18 protein-coding genes are annotated in these 20642 nt (G+C 65.7%); 13 read left to right on the plus strand and 5 right to left on the minus strand.

Going from position 1 to position 20642, the window contains the following annotated elements; genetic code table 11:
* Nucleotides 1-4: 4 nt before the first annotated feature.
* The 3 genes from SR3_RS06860 to SR3_RS06870 are packed head-to-tail and all read right to left on the minus strand — an operon-like array spanning nucleotide 5 to nucleotide 3308.
* Entirely contained in the window at nucleotides 5-1489 is a 1485-nt protein-coding gene (locus tag SR3_RS06860; RefSeq protein ID WP_068082763.1) for an FGGY family carbohydrate kinase, read from the minus strand.
* 8 nt (nucleotides 1490-1497) lie between these two features.
* Nucleotides 1498-2448 (minus strand): transketolase family protein, encoded by a 951-nt coding sequence (locus tag SR3_RS06865; protein WP_068082766.1) that lies wholly within the window; start codon nucleotides 2446-2448, stop codon nucleotides 1498-1500.
* Nucleotides 2445-3308: a transketolase gene (locus tag SR3_RS06870; protein ID WP_068082879.1), complete on the minus strand. Its 864-nt coding sequence runs from the start codon at nucleotides 3306-3308 to the stop codon at nucleotides 2445-2447. The genes SR3_RS06865 and SR3_RS06870 overlap by 4 nt, the downstream gene beginning before the upstream one ends.
* Before the next feature lie 182 nt (nucleotides 3309-3490).
* On the opposite strand from SR3_RS06870, the gene SR3_RS06875 reads away from it, so the two are divergent.
* From SR3_RS06875 to SR3_RS06915, 9 genes are all read left to right on the plus strand, one after another.
* Nucleotides 3491-4141, plus strand: coding sequence for a DUF2291 family protein (locus SR3_RS06875; RefSeq protein WP_068082769.1), 651 nt, complete (start codon nucleotides 3491-3493; stop codon nucleotides 4139-4141).
* Nucleotides 4138-5646, plus strand: coding sequence for a sugar ABC transporter ATP-binding protein (locus tag SR3_RS06880; protein ID WP_157098684.1), 1509 nt, complete (start codon nucleotides 4138-4140; stop codon nucleotides 5644-5646). The genes SR3_RS06875 and SR3_RS06880 overlap by 4 nt, the downstream gene beginning before the upstream one ends.
* On the plus strand, nucleotides 5643-6716 hold the full coding sequence (locus SR3_RS06885) for an ABC transporter permease (protein ID WP_084455096.1): 1074 nt from the start codon (nucleotides 5643-5645) through the stop codon (nucleotides 6714-6716). The genes SR3_RS06880 and SR3_RS06885 overlap by 4 nt, the downstream gene beginning before the upstream one ends.
* Nucleotides 6717-7532 carry a DeoR/GlpR family DNA-binding transcription regulator gene (locus SR3_RS06890; protein WP_068082773.1) on the plus strand — a complete coding sequence of 272 codons (816 nt, stop codon included), beginning with the start codon at nucleotides 6717-6719 and terminating at the stop codon, nucleotides 7530-7532.
* Complete coding sequence (locus SR3_RS06895; RefSeq protein ID WP_068082774.1) at nucleotides 7529-8485, plus strand: D-ribose ABC transporter substrate-binding protein; 957 nt, start codon at nucleotides 7529-7531, stop codon at nucleotides 8483-8485. The genes SR3_RS06890 and SR3_RS06895 overlap by 4 nt, the downstream gene beginning before the upstream one ends.
* Before the next feature lie 33 nt (nucleotides 8486-8518).
* The gene (locus SR3_RS06900; RefSeq protein WP_068082777.1) at nucleotides 8519-9493 is read left to right on the plus strand and encodes a sugar phosphate isomerase/epimerase family protein; all 975 of its coding nucleotides are present in this window, start codon (nucleotides 8519-8521) and stop codon (nucleotides 9491-9493) included.
* A gap of 602 nt (nucleotides 9494-10095) precedes the next feature.
* Nucleotides 10096-10992 carry a sugar phosphate isomerase/epimerase family protein gene (locus tag SR3_RS06905; RefSeq protein ID WP_084455098.1) on the plus strand — a complete coding sequence of 299 codons (897 nt, stop codon included), beginning with the start codon at nucleotides 10096-10098 and terminating at the stop codon, nucleotides 10990-10992.
* Nucleotides 10993-11051: 59 nt separating this feature from the next.
* Nucleotides 11052-12317 (plus strand): MFS transporter, encoded by a 1266-nt coding sequence (locus SR3_RS06910; RefSeq protein WP_068082782.1) that lies wholly within the window; start codon nucleotides 11052-11054, stop codon nucleotides 12315-12317.
* Between the two features lie 107 nt (nucleotides 12318-12424).
* Nucleotides 12425-13747, plus strand: coding sequence for an MFS transporter (locus SR3_RS06915; protein ID WP_068082783.1), 1323 nt, complete (start codon nucleotides 12425-12427; stop codon nucleotides 13745-13747).
* Between the two features lie 36 nt (nucleotides 13748-13783).
* Here the strand turns inward: SR3_RS06915 and SR3_RS06920 are convergent, their stop codons facing one another.
* The gene (locus SR3_RS06920) at nucleotides 13784-14287 is read right to left on the minus strand and encodes an RNA polymerase sigma factor (RefSeq protein WP_068082784.1); all 504 of its coding nucleotides are present in this window, start codon (nucleotides 14285-14287) and stop codon (nucleotides 13784-13786) included.
* Nucleotides 14284-14973, minus strand: a complete 690-nt coding sequence (locus SR3_RS06925; protein WP_068082785.1) for an energy transducer TonB — start codon at nucleotides 14971-14973, stop codon at nucleotides 14284-14286. Before SR3_RS06925 ends, SR3_RS06920 begins: the two co-directional genes overlap by 4 nt.
* 426 nt (nucleotides 14974-15399) lie before the next feature.
* Here SR3_RS06925 and SR3_RS32610 point away from each other — a divergent pair, with 426 nt between their 5' ends.
* From SR3_RS32610 to SR3_RS06940, 4 genes are all read left to right on the plus strand, one after another.
* Nucleotides 15400-15534 (plus strand): hypothetical protein, encoded by a 135-nt coding sequence (locus tag SR3_RS32610; RefSeq protein WP_281198710.1) that lies wholly within the window; start codon nucleotides 15400-15402, stop codon nucleotides 15532-15534.
* A gap of 27 nt (nucleotides 15535-15561) precedes the next feature.
* Nucleotides 15562-18090: a phosphoenolpyruvate--protein phosphotransferase gene (ptsP, locus tag SR3_RS06930; RefSeq protein WP_068082788.1), complete on the plus strand. Its 2529-nt coding sequence runs from the start codon at nucleotides 15562-15564 to the stop codon at nucleotides 18088-18090.
* Nucleotides 18087-19799, plus strand: a complete 1713-nt coding sequence (gene nagE / locus SR3_RS06935) for an N-acetylglucosamine-specific PTS transporter subunit IIBC (protein WP_084455100.1) — start codon at nucleotides 18087-18089, stop codon at nucleotides 19797-19799. Before ptsP ends, nagE begins: the two co-directional genes overlap by 4 nt.
* A gap of 79 nt (nucleotides 19800-19878) precedes the next feature.
* Nucleotides 19879-20637 (plus strand): GntR family transcriptional regulator, encoded by a 759-nt coding sequence (locus SR3_RS06940; protein ID WP_068082790.1) that lies wholly within the window; start codon nucleotides 19879-19881, stop codon nucleotides 20635-20637.
* Nucleotides 20638-20642: the final 5 nt, after the last annotated feature.

The raw sequence follows: 20642 nt of genomic DNA on the forward strand, positions 1-20642 counted from the left end.
GGGATCAGGCGGGCCGGGGCGCCAGCATGGACGGCGCCAGCATGGCCAGGGCGTCGCGCCATTGGCGGCGCAGGCTTTCGCGGTTCGCGGCATCCATGGCCGGGATGATCGGCGCGGCATGATCTGGTGTGGGCAGGGGTTGGCCGATGGCCTCGGCGGCCATGGCGGCGGCGCCCCAGGCGCTCAGCTCGGTTTGCGCGGGGCGGCTGACGCGGCAGCCCGAGAGGTTGGCCAACATCTGCAGCAGCAGATCGTTGCGCGCCCCGCCGCCATCGACGCAGAGCGTCGCGATGGGTTGAGGCAAATCGGCTTGCATCGCCTCGACCAGATCGCAGATCTGATGGGCGATGCCTTCCAGCGCGGCGCGGGCCAGATGGGCGCGGCTGGTGCGCAGGCTGAGGCCGCTGAAGATGCCGCGCGCTTCCTCCTGCCAATGCGGCGCGCCAAGGCCCGCCAGAGCGGGGACGAAGCTCACGCCATCGCTGTCAACCACGCTGGCGGCCAGAGCGGTCAGCGCCTCGGGCCCGTCGAGGCCGAGCATCTCGCTGGCAAAGGCGGCGGCATGGGTGGAGACGGTGATGTTGCCTTCCAGCGCATAGGCGGGCGCACCGCCTTGCGACCATGCGATGGTTTCCGAAAGACCGGTGGTGGAATGGGGGCGCTGCTGCGTCAGCGTCATCAGCGAAGAGCCGGTGCCCAGCGTGACTTTGGCCTGCCCCGGCGCGCGGATGCCATGGCCGAAGAGCGCGGCATGGGAATCGCCCATCATCGCGCGGATGGGAATGCCATCGGGCAGGCCCGCAAAGCCGCCCGCCGTGACGCCGAAGTCCGCGTCGGAGGGCAGGATGCGTGGCAGAATGGCCTTGTCGATGCAGAACAGGGCGAGCAGTTCCTCGTCCCACGCCGCCTGATCCAGCCCCAGCAACTGGGTGCGCGCGGCATTGCCGGTATCGCAGGCATGGGTCTGCCCACCGGTCAGTGTCCAGAGTAGCCAGCTGTCGACCGTGCCGGCGCGCAGGTTGCCCTTGGCGCAGGCTTCGCCGACCGCCGGTTCATGATCGAGCAGCCAGCGTAATTTGCCCGCCGAGAACATCGGGTTGAGCTGAAGCCCGCTGCGGGTGCGGATCGTGCCTTCATGGCCCTGAGCGCGCAGCTTCGCGCAGATTTCTGCGGAGCGGCGGCACTGCCAGATCACGCAGGGGGCCAGAGGATCGCCGTTGACGGCATCCCACATCACCACCGATTCCCGCTGGTTCGAGATGCCGATAGCGGCGATCTCGACCGGCCCGGCGGCGCTGACAGCTTGCTCCACCGCCTTGGCGACGCTGCGGCGGATGCTGTCTGCATCCTGCTGGGCCCAGCCGGGGTGAGGATGCTCCACCTGCGTGGGCGATGAGCCGCTGGCCAGAATGCGGCCATCCTGCGCCACCAGCAGCGCCTTGGTGTTGGTGGTGCCCTGGTCGATCGCCAGGATCGCGCGCTCCCCCATGGCGGCGCTTACCGGTCGAGCAGCTTGCGGACGCTGGCCGCGATATGATCGGCGGTCAGCCCGGCCTGCTCCATCAGGAACTCCGCCGAGCCGGTGGGCTGGAAGCCCGCGAAGCCCAGGATTTTCAGGCGGCAGGGCGTGTGCTGCGCGATGATCTCGGCCACGGCGCCACCAAGGCCGCCGCGCACCGAATGCTCCTCCGCGGTGACGATGGCGCCGGTCTGCGCGGCGGAGAGGATCGCCGCCTCATCGATGGGCGACATGCTGCTCATATTGACCACGCGGGCTTGAATGCCCTCTGCGGCGAGGGTTTTGGCGGCCTCCAGCGCGCGGCACACCACGGTGCCATTGGCGAGGATGGCGGCGTCGTCTCCCGCATGCAGCACCTCGGCTTTACCGATCTGGAATTGTGCATCGGTAGGGCGCTCCAGCGCGGGCACGCCCATGCGGCTGATGCGGATAAAGACCGGGCCTTCCGTGGCGGCGGCATGGCGGATCGCCTGCTCGGTCTCCCACGGGTCGGCGGGGACGATGATGTCGATGTTGCCCATGGTGCGCAGCCAGGCGACATCCTCGATCGAGTGATGCGTCGGCCCCAACTCGCCATAAGCGACGCCGCTGGAAATGCCGCAAAGCTTCACATTGGCCTGCGAATAGGCGACATCGGCCTTCACCTGCTCCAGCGAACGGCCCGTCAGAAAGCAGGAGGCGCCGCTGACAAAGGCGACCTTGCCGCCATTGGCCAGACCCGCGCCGACGCCGATCATATTCTGCTCGGCAATGCCGACATTGATCAGGCGCTCGGGGAATTTTTCGCGGAATTTGCCCAGCTTGCTGGAGCCCACGCTGTCATTCACCACGGCGACGATGCTACTGTTCTGGGCGCCGAGCGCTTCCAGCGTGGCGACATAGGCGTCGCGGCAGTCGAAAAGCCCGGTCTGGGGTGCGGCGGCGCTCATGCTTCCAGCTCCTGCATGGCCTGGGCGAATTGTTCGGCATTGGGGATGCCGTGATGCCAGGCCGCCTTGTTTTCCATGAAGGACACGCCTTTGCCCTTCACCGTGTTGGCGATGATGCACAGCGGCTTGGCACGCGCAAGCGAACCGTCGAGCAGCGGCAGCAGCGCCGCGATATCATGGCCGTCGATCTCCTCGACATCCCAGCCGAAGGCGCGCCATTTGTCGGCCAGGGGTTCCAGCGTGACGGTCTCCTCGGTCGGGGCGCCCTGCTGCAGGCGGTTGCGGTCGACGATCAGCGTGAGGTTCGAAAGCTTGCGGTGGCCCGCGGTCATGGCCGCTTCCCAATTGCTGCCTTCCTGAAGCTCGCCGTCGCCGGTGGTGACGAAGACGCGGTAATCCGCCCTGCCATTCTGACCAGCGTCGATCTGCCCGGCGATGGCGATGCCCACCGCGATCGGCATGCCATGGCCTAGCGGGCCGGTGTTGGTCTCCACGCCGGGGATCTTGACCCGGTTGGGGTGGCCGTTGAGGCGCGAGAGGGGCTGCATATAGGTGGTCAGCTCATCTTCGGGGAAGAAGCCGGCCTTGGCCAGTGTGCTGTAGAGCGCGCCGGTGGCATGGCCCTTGGAGAGGATGAAGCGGTCACGCCCAGCCCAGCGCGGGTTGGCGGGATCGTAACGCATCGCATCGAAATAAAGCGTGGCCAGAATGTCGGTGACCGAAAGGTCTCCGCCGGGATGGCCCTGCCCGGCCTCGAAGGCCATGCGCAGCGCGCGCTGGCGGATCCAGCGGGCCATATCGCGCACATGGGCGACGCGTTGGGCTGTGTCTGCGCCGGATTGCGACAGGGGTTGGGGCATGGACATCGGCTCTCCTTATCGAGGATCTGGCTATCGCAATCGAAAGTTATTGGCAAGTGATTGCCTTTCGATTTTTTCGTTTCCTTATGTTTTTTGCGTAAGCGTGCTTGTCAGCGCGTGATAGTCAGGTTAGCTTGCCTCCAACGAAGGCGATCACAAAAGATTGCAAAGAGAGGATAGTCGTGGCCCCCAAGGGACTGAACACCACGCTTTTGCTGCGTTTTGGCGCCGCTGCCGCCCTTGTGGCGGCGTTGGGCGGCTGCAAGGTGCTGACGCTGGAGCAGGATCGCCAGATGCGCGCGGCCGCGCAGGGTGGATTCGATGCCTCCACGCTGGTGGATGGCATGTGGCAGGGCAAGGTGGTGCCGGCTTTGACGCAGGCTGCCGTGCCGTTGGCGCCTCTGGCGGGGCAGGTGAAGGCGGGGGTTCTCGATGCCTATGGCGCGCAGCATGGGCGCCGTGCTTCAAGCGAGGCGCCGTGGGTCTTTATGGTCAGCGCGCGGGGCAAAGTGGTGTCCATCGATCGCCAGTCGCGCGCCGGGGTGATGGTGGTGGATGTTGCGGGGGTGGGGCCGGTGTCGGTGGCGCTGGGGCCGGTGGTGCTCTCCACGGGCTTGCGCGATTCGCTGAAGTTTCTGTCCTTCAACGATCTGCCCGATCAGCTGGCTTATGGCGCGGTGGCCGGGGCGCTCAACGATCACGCCTTGCGCGCGGTGGTACCGGTGGCGGCGCATCTGACGCCCGGAGCGCAGGTCGATTTTATCGGCGCGACGCAGGCGCCGGCCGATGGCGAACCATGGCAGGTGATGCCGCTGCGAGTAACGGGCGCATGACAGTGCTGCTTTCCGCAAGCGGCGTGGTGAAGCGCTATGGCGGGATCACCGCGCTGCATGGCGTGGATTTCGCCGTGCAGGCGGGGCAGGTGCATGTTCTGATCGGCGAGAATGGCGCGGGCAAATCGACGCTGATGAAGATTCTGGCCGGGATTGAGACCCCCACCGAAGGCAGCCTCGCCATCGATGGCGCTTTGGTGCAGCTGAATGGCGTGCGCGATGCCGCGAAGCGGGGCATCGGCATGGTGCATCAGGAGCTGAACCTGTGCCCCAATCTGACCGTTGCCGAAAACATCTTCCTGCTGGGTTCGGGTAGCACGCTGCTGGACAAGGATGGCGAGCGTGACGCCGCTCGCGGGCTGCTGGCCCGCCTGCGCCAGACCATCGATCCCGATCGCCGCGTCGACACGCTGAGCATCGGCGAGCAGCAGATCGTCGAGATCGCCAAGGCGCTGGCCGAGGAATGCCGCATGCTGATCCTCGATGAGCCCACCTCGGCGCTGAGTGAGGCCGAGGTCGAGGTGCTCTTCGAGGTGATCGGCGATCTGAAGCGCGCCGGGGTCGGGCTGGTTTATATCTCGCACCGGCTGGAAGAACTGCTGCGCGTGGGCGATGCCATCACCATCATGCGCGACGGGCGGATCGTGGCCAATCGGCCTGCGGCTCAGGCCAGCGTCGGCTGGATCATCGAGCAGATGCTGGGCGAGAACGGCAAGCTGCAACGCGAGGGCCGCGAGCCCTGCGCGGAAGGCACGCCGGTGCTGACGCTCTCGGGCGTGTCGCGCGGGCGGGACCGGGGCGGGGCGGCGCTGGAGGATGTCGATCTGCAGGCGCGCGCGGGGTCGATCCTCGCCATCTATGGCCTGTTGGGATCGGGGCGCACAGAAATGCTGGAGGTTGCTTTCGGCGCGCGCAAGGCTGAACAAGGCACGGTCACGCTCTGCGGGCAGGATATCACCGGGCTTTCCATCGCCCAGCGGGTGGAGAAGGGCCTGCTTTTCGTTTCCGAGGACCGCAAGGCGCAGGGGCTGTTTCCCAATCTGGATGTGGGGCGCAATATGGCGCTCAGCGATCTGGCGCGCTTTGCCCGCGCAGGCGTAGTGCAACCCGAGAAAGAGGTCAGCGCCATCGGCCAGATGATCGCGCGGCTGGGCGTGAAGGCGGCCACGCCTCAGGTGGCGATCACCGCGCTGTCGGGCGGCAATCAGCAGAAGGCACTGATCGGGCGGGCGCTGATGCCGGGGCCCGCCGCGCTGCTACTCGACGAGCCGACGCGCGGGGTCGATGTCGGCGCGCGGGCCGAAGTCTTTTCCCGCATCCGCCAACTGGCGCAGGACGGGCTGGCGGTGGTCTTTACCACCAGTGACGTGCTGGAAGCTTTGGCGATTGCCGACCGCATCGTGGTGATCGCCAAGGGGCGGATCACGCTGGATGTGGCGGCCGATCAGGCCAGCGAGGCGATGCTGATCGGCGCGGCCAACGCCGAAAGGGCGGTGGCCATATGAACACTCTGGCGAAATCCATCAGCGAAAAGGGCAAGGCCTTGGCCACCAGCATTGAACCGCAAACCGCCGAACCTCAGGGGAAGGCGCAGGCTATGGCGCTGCTGCTGAAATTCCGCACGGTGCTGGCGCTGGTGGTGGTGGTGGCGATCTTCGCGGTGCTGGCGCCCAATTTCCTGTCGCTGGGCAATGCGCTGATCATGCTGAAACACATCGCCATCGTGGCGATCCTGGCCATCGGCATGACCTTCGTGATCCTGACCGGGGGCATCGATCTCTCGGTGGGCTCGATTGCCGGGCTGGCCGGGATGGTGGCCGGGGCGTTGCTGCTCGACGGGCTGCGGCTGAGCGCGCTGGGCGTGGTGATCTATCCTTCGGTGCCGTTGATGGTGGCGATGGTGGTGGTGCTGGGCGCGGCTTTGGGCCTGTTCAACGGCCTGATGGTCAACCGCTTTCAGGTGGCGCCCTTTATCGCCACCTTGGGCATGCTCTATATGGCGCGCGGCGCGGCGATGCTGATGTCCAACGGCGCAACCTTTCCCAATCTGGTCGGCAATCCGGCGCTGGGCAATGAGGGTTTCTCATGGCTGGGCGCGGGGATGGTGTTGGGCATTCCGGTGCCGGTGTGGATTTTGGCGATCATCGCTCTGGGCGCGGGTTTTGTTGCCGCGCGCACCACCTTTGGCCGCCGCGTCTACGCCGTGGGTGGCAGTGAGCGGGCCGCGCTGCTTTCGGGCGTGCGGGTGGATCGCATCAAATATGCCGTCTACGCCATTTCGGGCGGGCTGGCGGCGGTGGTCGGCATGCTGGTCGCCTCCGATCTGGAAGCCGCGCATCCGGCATCCGGCGAAAGTTTCGAGCTCAGCAGCATTGCCGCCGTGGTGCTTGGCGGGGCATCTCTCACCGGCGGGCGGGGCACCATCGCGGGCACGCTGACGGGCGCCTGCGTCATTGGCGTGCTGGGCGATGGTATGGTGATGGTCGGGATCAGTGAATTCTGGCAAATGGTTATCAAGGGCGCGGTGATCGTCACCGCTGTGGTTCTTGATCGTTTGCAGGAAAGGCTGGGTTGAATGGCGCAAGAGAAGCATGAGGACGACCATCGTCGCTCGGAAGGCAGCGGCGCGCGCTTCGCCGAAGGCCGCCGGGCCGAGATCATGGAATGGATGCGCGAGGAAGGCAGCGCGCGGGTGCGCGACCTTTCCAAGGCCTTCAACGTCTCGGAGGTGACCATCCGTCAGGATCTGGAGCGGCTGGAGGCCGATGGCCAGATCGAGCGCGTGCATGGTGGGGCCTATCTCAAATCGGTGCCGCATCAGGTGCGTTCGATGGCCTTGCAGCACCATGAGAATATGGACGCCAAGCAGCGCATCGGCCGCGCCGCCGCCGCGATGGTGAGCGACGGCGAGACGATCACGCTGGATAGCGGCTCGACCACATCGGAAGTGGCGGCGGGCTTGCTGGAGCGGCGCGATCTGACGGTGATCACCAATGGGCTCAACATTGCGCTGATGCTGGGGGCGCAACCCTCGATCACCGTGCTGATGCCGGGCGGGCAGTTCAAGGCGCCGACCCTCTCGGTCAGCGGCGAGGGATCGGCGGAGTATTTCAACGGGCTTTTCGTGAAGAGCCTGTTTCTGGCGGCGGCGGCGGTTTCCATCGAGGAGGGGATCACCATTCCCTCGCTGGGTGATCTGCCGATCAAGCGGGCGATGATCGCCAGCGCGGAAAAGGTCTGGCTGGTGGTCGATTCCAGCAAGATCGGGCGTCGTTCTTTTTCAGCCATCGGGCCGGTCAGCATGATCCATGGCCTGATCACCGACAGCGGCATCTCGGACGCCGACAGGGCGCGGTTCGAGGATGCGGGAATAGAGGTCATTGTTGCATGAAGCTTGGGCGTGGCACGATTGGCGGACTGGCTTTGGGCGCGCTGGCGCTGGGTGCGCTGGCCCTTTGGGGGCAGGCGGCACACAAGGCATCCCATCTGATCGTGATCATCACGCCCTCGCTGGACAATCCTTTTTTCGGGCAGGAGGCTCTGGGCGCTCAGGCCCGGGCTTCCGAACTGGGTTATCAGACGCTGAAATTCTCGCATGGTGACGATGCCTTCAGGCAGAGCGAGCTGATCGATACGGCCATCGCCCGCAATGCCGCCGCGATCATCCTCGACAACGCCGGGGCGGAGGCCAGTGTTGCCTCGGTGCGCAAGGCGAAGAATGCCGGAATCCCGGTCTTTCTGATCGACCGCGAGATCGCGGCGCGCGGGCTGGCGAAGGTGCAGATCGTCTCGAACAATTATCAGGGCGCGATGCAGGGGGCGCAGGCCTTTGCGCAAGGGCTGGGCGAGAAGGGCGATTACGTCGAGCTGGTCGGCAAGGAGTCCGACACCAATGCGGCGATCCGCTCGAAAGGCTTCCATCAGGTGCTGGATCAATATCCCGCGCTGCATCTGACCGCGCGGCAATCGGCCAACTGGAGCCAGTCCGAAGCCTTCACCAAGGTGCAGTCGATCCTTCAGGCCCATCCCGAGATCAAGGGCGTGATCGCCGGGAATGACACGATGGCGATGGGCGCGATTGCCGCGCTGCAGGGCGCCGGGCGGCAGGATGTGGTGGTGGTCGGCTTCGACGGGTCGAACGATGTGCGCGATGCCATCCAGCAGGGCAAGGCGGTCGCCACGGTGCTGCAGCCGGCCTGGCGTCAGGCGCAATTTGCCGTCGAGCTGGCGGATCGCTTTCTCAAGACCGGCAGCACCGGGCAGAACGAGAAGCTGATCATGGACTGCTTGCTGATCACCCGCGCCAATGCCGCGCGGCTGAACAATTTTGCCCTCGGGCACTGAGCCCTATTCCCCCCAATCTGTGAGAGGATTGTCATGAGCAAGCTGACCTTCGGTGCCGGTATCTGGCACTTTGCCACCTATCTCGACCGCTATGCCACCGATGGCTACGGGCCGGCCAAGACGCTGATCGAGATGATCGATCTGGCCGGGCAGGTGCGCGATCTCTCCGTGGTGGACATCAATGCGCCGTGGAGCCCGGACATTTCGGTCGATGAGGTCGAGGTGGCGTTGAAGCGCAACAACCTCTCGGTGATCGGCATCACGCCGGAGATTTACACGCGCGAGTTTTCCAAGGGCGCTTTCACCAACCCCGATGCCGGGGTGCGCCGCCGCGCCAATGAGATGTGCAATCAGGCCGCCGATCTGGTCCGCCGTTTCGGCGCGTCTTACGTGAAGCTGTGGCCGGGGCAGGATGGCTGGGACTATCCCTTTCAGGCCGATTACAAGCAGATCTGGCGCTATTCGGTCGAGGGCATCGGCGAGCTGGCCAGCCAAAACCCGGATCTGAAATTCGTCATCGAATACAAGCCGCGCGAGCCGCGCGTCCATATGAGCTATTCCTCCGTCGCGCGCACGCTGCTGGGGATCGAGGCGATGGGGCTGCCGAACGTGGGCATTCTGCTGGACTTCGGCCATGCGCTGTTCGGGGGCGAGAGCCCGGCGGATTCCGCGCAGCTGGCCATCGACCATGGCCGCCTCTTCGGTATGGATGTGAACGACAATCTGCGCAGCTGGGACGATGATATGGTGGCGGGCACCGTCCACCCCATCGAACTGTTCGAATTCTTCTACACGCTGCGCAAGAACAAGTGGGAAGGCGTGTGGCAACTTGACCAGTTCCCGTTCCGCGAAAACTGCCTGGAGGCCGCCGATATGGCCATCGATTTCCTGAAACATATCGATGGCGCGCTGGACCGGCTTGACTGGGATGCGCTGCAGGCCGCGCAGGACAGGCAGGATGCCATGGGGGCCCAGAAGATCGCCCGGCAGGCGCTGTTCGGTTTCTGATGCAAAGGGGGCGGCAGGTTCAGGCCTGCCGCCCTTTCGTTCAACTCTGGCTTGGCAGGGCCTGACCCCGCATACCGGACATACCCCTGTCGCTTTCCCGTTCCTCAATGGAGTGGGGCAGAGTGACCGAAGTGTCTCCCTTGTGCCTCCGCGCAGAAGATCCGGAAGGAAGCCAAACATCCGGCTTCCTGTTTCAAGCATGGGCTGCGACATCTTTGATTGTGGATATGGCTCGCATGGTGTCGCCTGATAATCCACTACGCAATGTTGCGTGAGGGTGGCCCGTAGTTTCCCTGTCGATGCGCCATCAGTCGGAAAGGCAGGGGTCTTGCCCTTGATGTAATCGGTTACTAAGGATAACACCTTCTCGTGAAGGGAGGGGCGTCTGGTCTTCGTCCCTAGGGGGTGCATCGGAGGGGCGGGCGCGTGTCGGTTCGATCGGAATCGTCAGTGGCTGTGGCTCGATAAAAATGAGGGAAGGATGGGCATGGCGGGCCTCAATCATCGACACATGATCGCTGCCGTTGGCGCACTGTTGTTGGTTTAACCCTTCGCGCGCGCTTTTCCGGGCGGACTCGCCTCGTTATTCGGGAGTTGGCATCATGCCGGTCAGATTGGCTTTCAGCCTGTTGCCCTATCGCATCGCGCCCGCAGGCCTGCGCCCCGATCTCGCTCCGCCGCTTCCCGAATTGCTGGGGAAGGTTGCGGAAATCGGTTTCTCCGGCGTGCCTGCCGAAGTCCCTGCGGGCATGGCGGAAGTTGATTATCTTTCTGTGCTCTCAGACTTCGGGCTTGGCTGCGCTCCGGGCTATTTTCAGGCGGATTTTGCCGATGCGGCCACGCTGGAAGAGTCAATGGCCGCTGCAGAGGCCATCGCCCAAAGCCATGCCCGGCTTGGTCTGGACCGCATCTTCATTGCCGCCGCATTCCCCGATCCAGCTCGCTTCACCGCGCCGGCCCAGGGCGCGGCAGCCTCTGCCGACTGGCTGGCGGCCACTATCACCGGTTTGCGTCAGGTTTGCCGCGCGATGACCGCGCAGGGCGTGACGCCTTGCCTGCATCCTCATGTCGGCAGCGCGATCGAGACCGAGGCGGAGATTGAGGCCGCGCTGGCGGCTATTGAGCCCGACCTGCTTCTGCTGGGCCCGGACATCGGCCATCTCGCCTGGGCTGGCGTCGATCCGGTGGCGTTTGTGGCGCGCCATCGCGCACGCATCGCGGCCCTGCATCTCAAGGATATGCGCAAAGCCGTGGCGCAGGAGGGGACTGCCGCCTCGGCTTCCTATGGTGAAATCACCTGGAACGGCCTGTGGGCAACCCCGGGGCGTGGCGATCTGGACTGCGATGGCGTGCTGGAAGCGCTGACCGGCTTCGATGGCTGGATTGTCGCTGAAATCGATATCCCCGATGTCGATACCGTGGAAAAGATGGCACAAGCCGCCTTCAACTGGGCCGCGCCGCGCCTCGGCCTTACTGCTCCCTCGCAGGTGCGGACATGAGCGCGCCTCTGGGCGCAGGCTGAGCATCTGATAGCGATGCTGGAGAGGGAGGCAGCCGGATGGCCGTCATGATGCCCGTCGAGGGTGAGGGAGGTGCCGACCGCAAGCCGGTATCGGGGCTCTTCATCGTCGCTTATGTTCTTGCGCAATTCGGGGTCTGGGTCGCGCTGCTCACGCCGCTGGTTCTGACCATTGCGCTGCGGGTCGGGGATCTGGCCGGGCCTGAATACAAGGCCTTGATGCTTGGGCGAATTCTGGCGCTTGGTTCTGCGGTGTCGGTCGTCGCCACACCCTTGGCGGGTATGCTTTCGGATCGCACCACCTCGCGCTGGGGGCGTCGGCGGCCATGGATCGTGGGCGGCGCCATGGTGGGGCTTGTCGGCCTTGCGATTTGCGGGGGCACTCAGGATCTGCTGGTGCTTGCTGCTGGCTGGGTGCTTTGTCAGGCGGGCTTCAATGCGATGCAGGTCGCGGTCATGGCCATTCTGCCCGATGCCGTCCCCTTCTCGCAGCAGGGTCGGGTCTCCGGCTTTCTGGGGGTGACCACCACGGCGGCGATTTTCGCCGGAACATGGCTTTCCCAATTTTCCCTGGCGCGGCCAATGCAACTGATGCTCGCGCCCTTTGTGCTGACGCTGATCTGCTGCGGCTTTTTCGTGGTGCTGTTCCGCGAAGAGCCGGTGACGCAGCATAGGGAAACGCGTGCGGCGATCCGGGATCTGCGCGGGATGATCGCGCCTTTCCTCGATTGGGATTTTAATTTCACCTTCCTCAGCCGCTATCTGATCATGACCTCCTGGGCGGTGCTGTTGAGTTACCAGCTCTATTTCCTGACAGATCATCTCGCGCTGTCCCGCGCCGCATCCACTGCCGTCATGGTCAAGACCAGCGCGACGACGGCGATTGCCACCGTGTTGACCTCGCTGATCGGTGGCTGGATCAGCGATCTGATCGGGCGACGCAAGCCACTGGTCTTCCTCTCCGCAGCCATCGAGGCGTCAGGGTTTTTCGTGATTGCGACGAGTCATTCCGTCGATGGTTTCGTGCTTGGCGTGGGTTTGGCCGCAGCCGGGAAGGGTTTCTATTTCGGGGTCGATCTTGCGCTGGTGGCGGCTGTTCTGCCGGACCCGAAGACCGCTGCGCGTGATCTGGGGCTGTTTCAGATTGCCAATACATTTCCGCAATTTGTCCTTCCCCTGATGGCGCCTGCCGTGCTGGCGATCGGTAGCGAGGGCGGCGGCAATTACGCGATGCTCTATCTGGGCGGCGGCGTTTGCTCGCTTATGGGCGCTTTTGCGATCTTGCCGCTGCGCAGAGTGCGGTGAGAGGGGGACCATCATGCTTTGCTCTCGCAAGAATTCGAGATGAGGCTAGGAACGATATCCATGGGTGAAATATGGCCCTGCAAACGGCAAGTGAGGAGAAAGCCCCGATGGCGGCAGATATGACGGAAGGCTATCGCGCCTCTGCAATCGATGGGGCGCGATTTGGGCCTTTTCAGTTCAGGATTGCCGCCCTTTGCGCCTTGATCGCGGGGTTAGACGGCTTCGATACGCAGGCGATCGCCTATGTCGCCCCCAGCATCGGGGAAGCCTGGGGGCTGGACAAGGCGGCCTTCGGGCCGATCTTCGGTGCTGGCCTGCTGGGCCTGACCATCGGCGCTTTCCTGCTCAGCCCGATTGCGGACCGGGTCGGGCGCAAGGCGGTCATCCTGTTCTGCACGAGCGTGTTCGGGCTCTTTGCCTTGCTCACGGCACGGGCGGCCAACATGGAGCAATTGCTGGCCTATCGCCTGTTGACGGGCATCGGGCTGGGCGGGGCCATGCCCAATCTGATCGCCATCACCAATGAATATGCCCCCTCGCGCCTGAAGGCGACGCTGGTGACAGTGATGTTCTGCGGCTTTCCTCTGGGCTCCACCATCGGGGGCGCGATCAGTGCGCCGCTGATCGCGCGTTTCGGATGGGAGGCAGTGTTCGCGCTGGGCGGCGTGTTGCCCGTGCTGCTGCTGCCGGTGCTGTGGCTGGCCCTGCCGGAATCGGCCCGCTTCCTCGCCATGCGGCAGGATGCGGAAGCGCGGCTCGCCCCGATCCTGCGGCGGATCGATCCCGCCCTCACGCCCTCGGCCTTTATCGGGCAGGTGCGCGGCGAGGCGCCAGACCGGACGCGGCGGCATTTCCCCGTCATCGAACTGTTTCATGAAGGGCGTGGGCGGACCACGCTGCTGCTCTGGCTGGCTTTTTTCATGAACCTGCTGGTGATGTATTTTCTGGTGAACTGGCTGCCCTCCCTGTTGCGCGGGCTGGGCTTGCCGCTCTCGATCGCCATCATTTCCACCGCCATGCTCAATCTTGGCGGGATGATCGGCGCCATCGTACTGGGGCGGCTGATCGACAGGAGAGAGCCCGCGCTGATCCTTGGTCTGGCCTATGTGGCATCGGCGATCTTCATCGTGTTGGTGGCCTATGCGGGCGCCAATGTCACTTTGTTGCTGGCCGGAGCGGCGCTTGCAGGCTTCGGCGTGGTGGGCGGGCAGATTGGCCTCAATGCGGTGGCCGCCTCCACCTATCCCACGGCGGTGCGGGCAACGGGCGTGGGCTGGGCGCTGGGCGTCGGGCGGATCGGCTCGATTGTCGGGCCGGTCGCGGGCGGAGCCTTGCTCACGCTGGGCTGGACGAGCCAGCAGCTGATCCTGACCGCCGTGATCCCGGCCTTGCTGGCTGCCGGCGCCGTCTTCATGCTTCGCCGGCCCTGATGCGCTTTGAGCATGCGGCGGGAACGGAGCGCCGGATCACAGGGCCGCTTCGATCTCGCCCATGCGGGCGGCCAGAACCAGCAGGGCGTGGCGCAGCTGTTTCTCCACCGCGCCGCGCGTGATCCCCAGCTTCGCCGCGATCTCGTTCTGGTCCAGACCGTCCAGCTTGCGCAGGGAGAAAATCTCGCGACAGCGCGGAGGCAGATCCTCGACCAGCTCCAGCACGATGCGCAGCCGGTCCTGCGCCAGCGCATGGCGCTCGGGGTCGGGCGTGTCATCGGGGATGGTCGTCGCCCTCTCTGCGCTGCCCAGCCAGGGGGACCATTTCTTGCGGTCGCGCGCGCCGTCATTCACCAGATTGCGCGCCACGCGGTAGAGAAAGGCGCGCGGGTTCTCCACCTTGCCGCTGCGCAGCGAGGGGATGGCGCGCGCCCATGTCTCCTGCACGATATCGGCGGCCACCGGCGACGACTCCACCAGCGAGCGGACATAGGCGGTGAGCGAGGCCTGATGATGCGCGACGATGGCCCTGTCGCTCATGGCTGCCGGCCCGCAGGATGATCGATCAGAAAGGCGATGGGCAGGGTGATCGCCATTTCGTCGGGCAGGCTCTCGGGGATGGCGGGGAAGGGCGCGGCGCGCTGCACCATGGCCAGTGCGGCCTTGTCCAGCGCGTCATGGCCGGTGCTGGTGGCGAGTGTCGCGCCCAGCAGGCGCCCGCAGCGCTCGATGCGGAACAACACCGCGCCGCTGCCCTGCCAGTCGCGGCGCAGAGCGGCATTGGGATAGGTGCGCTGCGCCTCGAGCCGGGCCATCAGGGCGCGGCGCCAGGCTTGGGCGTCCAGCGCGGGAGGGGCGTGCGAACCTGAGGGATCGGCGATGTTTGGCGCTTGCTCTGAAAGCTGCGGCGTGGGGTCGGGCTTGGCGTTCAAGAGGGGCTTGGGCTGGGGCGAAAGCGGCGCAGGCTTTATCCTGTTGCGCGCAAGGCCCGCTTTCGGGCGCGGGGTGGAGCGATCCGGCTGATGCAGCGCAACGATCAAGGGGTGGGCCGTCGCGTATCTGACGTTGGTTCCCGAGACCTGCCAGTCGAACGCCATGGCGCCCACCGCCACCGCAGCCACATGGACCACGCAGGTCACCGCCAATTCGATGCCCCGCGCAGGCCGGTGCGGCACAGGCGGTATCCTGTCGGCATGCGGCGTGGCGAGGGGCTGCGAGACGGTCATGGACCCGCCTCATACTGAAATGAGAATGATTTGCAATAATGACGGGAAGCCGGGGAGGTGGTGTTCCGGCTCAAAGCGCCGGGGGCGCCGCCGCCGTGATGACAATGGACAGGTTGACCTATATTGGTATTTTTATGGACCAGCGCCTTGCGTAACGGAAGACGAGGCCTCAATAAGGCTTGATCGAGACACGCGCGAAGCGGGTCCACCGGATTGGAAGATACATATACAACACCATTGTGGCGTTATCACATGGATGATAATACCACTCATGCAGAGCAGGGTGTCCACAATGAACGCAGAAATCATGACTCATGCCTCGGGATCTGGAGCGCCGTCTACATTGATGCAGACGGAGGCCCCCGAAGCGGCCGAGGCATGTTTCCCCGCCCATAACCGTAAGGCGCTGGCCGTCACCGGAGGTTTTTGCGCCTCAGCCATGAGTTGGGCGCGCTGGTGGCAGGGCAACGCGCTGATTTCGTGTGGCTCGACGCGGCGCTTAATGCCGTGCAGACATGGATCGGCGGGCGTCCGGTCTCTGCCGAACGCATCGCTGCCTGAGCCTTTCTCTTTCTGACGGATGATCCGATGATCCAGATTCCTCTTGTCGCGCCTTTCGATGGCTGGCTCTGCGCGCTGGACGAGGTGCCCGATCCGGTCTTCGCCGGACGCCTGCTGGGGGATGGTCTGGCCATCGATCCGCTGGGCGATACGCTTCATGCCCCCGCCGCCGGAGAGGTGGTGGCGGTGCATGAGGCAGGCCATGCCGTAACTCTGCGGCTGGCGCCGGGGGTGGATGTGCTGATGCATGTCGGGCTCGATACGGTGCGGTTGGGCGGGCAGGGCTTTGCGCCGCTGGTTGCTGTGGGCGCGCGCGTGGCTGCGGGCGATCCGCTGCTGCGTGTCGATCTGGCGCTGGTCGGCGGGCGCGTCAAAAGTCTGGTGACGCCGATCATCGTAACCGAAAGCGCGGGGCTGATCTTTGAACCGCGCGCCGCTGCCGGACCGGTGCGTGTCGGCGATGCGCTGGGCGTGTTGGTGGGGGCGACGCAGGCCGGAGAGGCCTCGGCCGCTTTCGCGCCCACCGCCAGGCGGGTCTTGCGCGTGCCTCTGGCCCATGGGTTGCATGCTCGGCCTTGCGCGCGACTGGCGCAGGTGCTGCGCGGCTTTGTGGCGCAAGTGCGCGTGGCGCGAGGGGCGGAGCAGGCCTCGCTGGCCAGTCCCAGCGCCATGCTGCGCCTGGCGGTGCGCCACGGCGATACGGTGGAGTTGCTAGCCAGCGGCGATCAGGCCGAAGAAGCGCTGGACGCTCTGGCCGAACTGATCGCCGGCGGCATGGGCGAGAGCGCACCCTTGCCCGAGGAAGCGCCGGAAGTGGTTGCAAAGGAACCTAAGGTGCTGCCGCTGGAACCCGGCGATGTGCTGTCCGGCGTGACGGCGGCGCCCGGTCTGGCGGTCGGTCAGGCGTGGCGACTGGAGCGCCCTGAACCGGAAATCCTTGTACAGGCCGGCGGCATCGCCAGCGAACAGGCGCGTTTCGATGAGGCTTTGGCGGCTTTGCGCCAGCGTCTGGAAGCCGAGGCCAGCGAAGGCGCCCCAGCCCAGCAGGCCATCCTTGCCGCGCATCTGGGCTTCCTTGAAGACCCCGAACTGATCGCGGCGACGCGGGCCCGTATCGCCTCGGGCCTGAGCGCCGGGATGGGGTGGCGGCAGACGTTGCAGGCTGAGGCTGAGGCCCTCCGCGCCAGCCCCGACTTGCGCTTTGCCGAGCGGGCCGACGATCTGCTCGATCTGGAATTGCGCCTGCAATGGCAGCTGGCAGGGCAGGAGCCTCCGGCCCAGGATGCGCCCGAGAACGCCATTCTGATCGCCGAGGATCTGCTGCCCTCTCAGGTGGCGGCGCTCGATGCATCGCGCGTGGTGGGCATCGCCACGGCGCGCGGCGGGCCGACCTCGCATGTGGCGATCATCGCCGCCAGCCGGGGCATTCCCGCTCTGGTAGCGCTGGGCGAGCGACTTCTGACGCTGCAGGCTGGCGCTTCACTGGTGCTGGATGCCGCCGGCGAGAGGCTGGAAGTGTCCCCCGGTGCTCCGCGGCTTGAACAGGCCCGCGCCGAGAAGGAAAACCGTGCCGCACGCCGCGCGGCCGCTCTGGCCAGCGCCCATCAGGAAGCCCGCATGGCCGATGGCGAGCGGATCGAGGTCTTCGCCAATCTGGGCTCGCTTGGGGATGCAACCAGGGCGGTGGCTCAGGGCGCGGAGGGCTGCGGCCTGCTGCGCACCGAATTCCTGTTCCTGGGGCGCGCCACGGCGCCTTCGGAAAGCGAACAGGCGCAGGATTACGCCGCCATCGCCACCGCTCTGGAAGGGCGTCCGCTGATCGTGCGGCTGCTCGACATCGGCGGCGACAAGCCCGCGCCTTATCTCCCCATCGCGGCCGAGGAAAACCCCGCATTGGGCCTGCGCGGCATCCGCGTGGCGCTGGCGCGGCGCGATATTCTCTCGGCCCAGCTGCGCGCCATTCTTCGGGCCGCGCCCTCGGGCGATCTGCGCATCATGGCGCCGATGATCGCGCGTGTGGAAGAATTGCAGGCGGTGCGCACGGCCCTGCAGGCAGAGGCCAAAACCATGGGCGCCGCCATGCCGCCGCTCGGCGTCATGGTGGAAACGCCCGCCGCCGCCGTGATGGCCGATGCTCTGGCGGCGCAGTGCGATTTCCTGTCGATCGGCACCAATGATCTGACGCAATACACGCTGGCCATGGACCGGGGCAATCCGGCGGTGGCCAGCGGCATCGACGGGCTGGACCCTGCCGTGCTGCGGCTGATCGGCCTGACCTGCGCGGGCGCGGCGCGTCACGGCAAATGGGTGGGCGTTTGCGGTGCCCTCGCTTCGGACCCTCTGGCCGTGCCGATCCTGATCGGGCTGGGGGTGAGCGAACTTTCCGCCGCTCCGGCCATGGTGCCCGAAATCAAGGCGCTGGTGCGCGGTCTGACGCTCGAGGCCTGCAAGGCGCTGGCGGCAGAGGTCTGCGCGGCGGCTTCGGCCAGGGAGGTGCGCGCTGTGGCCGGGGCGCTGTTGATGCGCGTGCAGAAAAATGAGGGGGCGGGGCAGTGAAACAGATCGGCAAGGCGCTGGGCGAACAGGCCCAGAATCTGGGGCGGGCGCTGATGCTGCCCATTGCCGTGCTGCCGATGGCGGCCCTGTTGTTGCGACTGGGGCAGCCAGACTTGCTGAACCTCGGCTTTGTGAGCGCGGCGGGCAATGCGATGTTCTCGCATCTGGGGCTGCTGTTTGCCATCGGCGTGGCCACGGGCTTCTCGCGTGACAACAATGGGGCTGCGGCTCTGGCGGGCGTGGTGTGCTTTCTGGTCTCCAGCGAGGGCGCCAAGATGCTGCTCGCCGTGCCGCCCGAGGTGACGCAGGGCGTGCCCAAAGTGGCCTGGGCCGTCGTCGAGGCCGGGTGGCGCGATGTGCCGATCGCCCGTCTGGCGGTGCCCATCGGCATTCTGTCCGGCATTGTCGGCGGTGTGGGCTATAACCGCTTTTCCGGTTTCAAACCGCCTGAATATCTCGCCTTTTTCGGTGGACGGCGCTTTGTGCCCATCGTTGCCGGAGCCTGCGGCATCGTGATCGCGGGCGTGGTCGGCGCCAGCTTCAGCGCCATCGACCACGGCGTCGACGCGCTGAGCCGCGCGGCGCTGGGCAGCGGCGGCTTTGGCCTGTTTGTTTATGGCGCGCTCAACCGGCTGCTGCTGGTGACCGGGCTGCATCATATCCTCAACAACATCGCCTGGTTCGTGCTGGGCGACTATCACGGCGCCAGTGGCGATCTGCGACGCTTCTTCGCGGGCGACGCCACGGCGGGCGGCTTTATGAGCGGCTTCTTTCCGGTGATGATGTTCGGTCTGCCCGCCGCCTGCCTCGCCATGTATCACACAGCGAAGCCTGAAAGGCGCAAGGCGACGGGCGGCATGCTGCTCTCCCTTGCTGCCACCTCCTTCCTGACCGGTGTGACCGAACCCATCGAGTTCAGCTTCATGTTCCTCGCGCCCATGCTCTTCGCGCTGCATGCGCTGCTGACGGGGGCTGCCATGGCGCTGATGTCGGTGCTGGGGGTGCATCTGGGCTTCGGCTTTTCGGCGGGGCTGTTCGACTATGTGCTGAACTTCTCCAAGGCGACCAGACCACTGATGCTGATCCCCGTGGGGCTTCTGTGGTTCGGGCTTTATTACGGGGTGTTTCGCGTGGCCATCGTCAGGCTGAACCTCAAGACGCCGGGCCGCGAGGATGAGGACACCCCCGCCATCGCCGCCGTGTCCGCCGATGAGCGCGGCGGGGCTTTCGTGGCGGCTCTGGGCGGGGCGAAGAATTTACGGGAGATCGGCGCCTGCACCACACGGCTGCGGCTGGTGGTGGCCGATCAGGCGCTGGTCAGTGAACCCGGCCTGCGCGCGCTGGGCGCCAAGGGGATCATCCGCCCCTCGGCGCAGGCCTTGCAGGTGGTGCTGGGCCCCATCGCCGATACGGTTGCGGGCGAGATCCGCACCGCCGCATCGTCCAGCGGTGGCGAGGCTTCCGTGACGGTGAGCACCGATGCGCCCGATGCGCCGGTGGTTCTGGATCTGACACGCCTGCCGGCCGATCTGCTGGCGGCTCTGGGCGCGGTGCGCTCGGTTTCGGCGAGCCACAGCCGTTTGCTGGTGGAGAGCGCCGATGCGCCCGATCTCCCCGCGCTGGCGGCGCTGGGCCTGCGCGGCAGTGTGCGGAGCGGGGCAGTGTGGCATCTGTTGTTCGCGCCGGAGGTTGTTGCTGGTTGGCATTGAAGGGAGAAGGGCAGATGTGAGCGGGCAGCACCCTCGCATCTTTCTTTTCTTCCCGATTTTTCCGTGGCAAAGGAGAGATATGTCCTTTGTTCATCACATTGGCGCTCTGGATGAGGGCGTGGCGGGTCCGCGTTATATGCGCCTGCAAAAGCTGATCCGGCAAGCCATCGATGACCGGCGACTGACGGCGGGGGAAGCCTTGCCCAGTGAGCGCGAACTCTGCGAAACCTATGAACTTTCGCGCGTGACCATCCGCAAGGCCATCGACGGTCTGGTTGATGACGGCTTGCTGGAACGGCGGCAGGGGGCGGGCACCTTCGTTTCCGGACAGGCGCCGACGGGCGCGGCGCGGGTGGAAAAGAGCTTTTCCATGCTCTCCTCCTTTTCCGAGGATATGCTTTCGCGCGGGCGCAAGCCGGGCAATGCCTGGCTCGACCGGGCCGAGGGCGCGGTCAATCCGGAAGAGGCGCTGGGGCTTGGCCTGTCACCGCGCTCGCGCGTCTATCGCTTCCAGCGCATCCGTTATGCCGATGGCCAGCCCATGGCGCTGGAGCAGGCAACGATCCCCGGTTGGGGGCTGCCTTCGGTCCATGCGGTCGACGCCTCGCTTTATGGCGCGCTGGAGCAGGCGGGTTATCGCCCGGTGCGAGCCTTGCAGCGGGTGCGGGCCATCGGGTGCAATGAGGAACAGGCCGAACTGCTGAAGATCGCTCCCAACGATCCCTGCCTGTTTATCGAACGCCGCGCCTTTCTCGCCGATGGCCGCGCCATCGAACTGACGCACAGCTGGTATCGCGGCGATGCATATGATCTGGTGGCGGAACTCAGCGACGGCTGAGGCCG

The sequence above is a fragment of the Novosphingobium rosa NBRC 15208 genome, from assembly GCF_001598555.1.
In the GTDB taxonomy this organism is placed as follows: Bacteria; Pseudomonadota; Alphaproteobacteria; order Sphingomonadales; family Sphingomonadaceae; genus Novosphingobium; species Novosphingobium rosa.

What these genes read in the sequence shown, in the direction of transcription:
- ptsP (WP_068082788.1), top strand. Translation starts at nt 15,562, where the DNA reads ATGATCCAGATTCCTCTTGTCGCGCCTTTCGATGGCTGGCTCTGCGCG.
- SR3_RS06870 (WP_068082879.1), bottom strand. Translation starts at nt 3,308, where the DNA reads ATGCCCCAACCCCTGTCGCAATCCGGCGCAGACACAGCCCAACGCGTC.
- SR3_RS06865 (WP_068082766.1), bottom strand. Translation starts at nt 2,448, where the DNA reads ATGAGCGCCGCCGCACCCCAGACCGGGCTTTTCGACTGCCGCGACGCC.
- SR3_RS06895 (WP_068082774.1), top strand. Translation starts at nt 7,529, where the DNA reads ATGAAGCTTGGGCGTGGCACGATTGGCGGACTGGCTTTGGGCGCGCTG.
- SR3_RS06885 (WP_084455096.1), top strand. Translation starts at nt 5,643, where the DNA reads ATGAACACTCTGGCGAAATCCATCAGCGAAAAGGGCAAGGCCTTGGCC.
- SR3_RS06900 (WP_068082777.1), top strand. Translation starts at nt 8,519, where the DNA reads ATGAGCAAGCTGACCTTCGGTGCCGGTATCTGGCACTTTGCCACCTAT.
- SR3_RS06915 (WP_068082783.1), top strand. Translation starts at nt 12,425, where the DNA reads ATGGCGGCAGATATGACGGAAGGCTATCGCGCCTCTGCAATCGATGGG.
- SR3_RS06860 (WP_068082763.1), bottom strand. Translation starts at nt 1,489, where the DNA reads ATGGGGGAGCGCGCGATCCTGGCGATCGACCAGGGCACCACCAACACC.
- SR3_RS06940 (WP_068082790.1), top strand. Translation starts at nt 19,879, where the DNA reads ATGTCCTTTGTTCATCACATTGGCGCTCTGGATGAGGGCGTGGCGGGT.
- SR3_RS06910 (WP_068082782.1), top strand. Translation starts at nt 11,052, where the DNA reads ATGGCCGTCATGATGCCCGTCGAGGGTGAGGGAGGTGCCGACCGCAAG.
- SR3_RS06905 (WP_084455098.1), top strand. Translation starts at nt 10,096, where the DNA reads ATGCCGGTCAGATTGGCTTTCAGCCTGTTGCCCTATCGCATCGCGCCC.
- SR3_RS06925 (WP_068082785.1), bottom strand. Translation starts at nt 14,973, where the DNA reads ATGACCGTCTCGCAGCCCCTCGCCACGCCGCATGCCGACAGGATACCG.
- SR3_RS06880 (WP_157098684.1), top strand. Translation starts at nt 4,138, where the DNA reads ATGACAGTGCTGCTTTCCGCAAGCGGCGTGGTGAAGCGCTATGGCGGG.
- SR3_RS06890 (WP_068082773.1), top strand. Translation starts at nt 6,717, where the DNA reads ATGGCGCAAGAGAAGCATGAGGACGACCATCGTCGCTCGGAAGGCAGC.
- SR3_RS06920 (WP_068082784.1), bottom strand. Translation starts at nt 14,287, where the DNA reads ATGAGCGACAGGGCCATCGTCGCGCATCATCAGGCCTCGCTCACCGCC.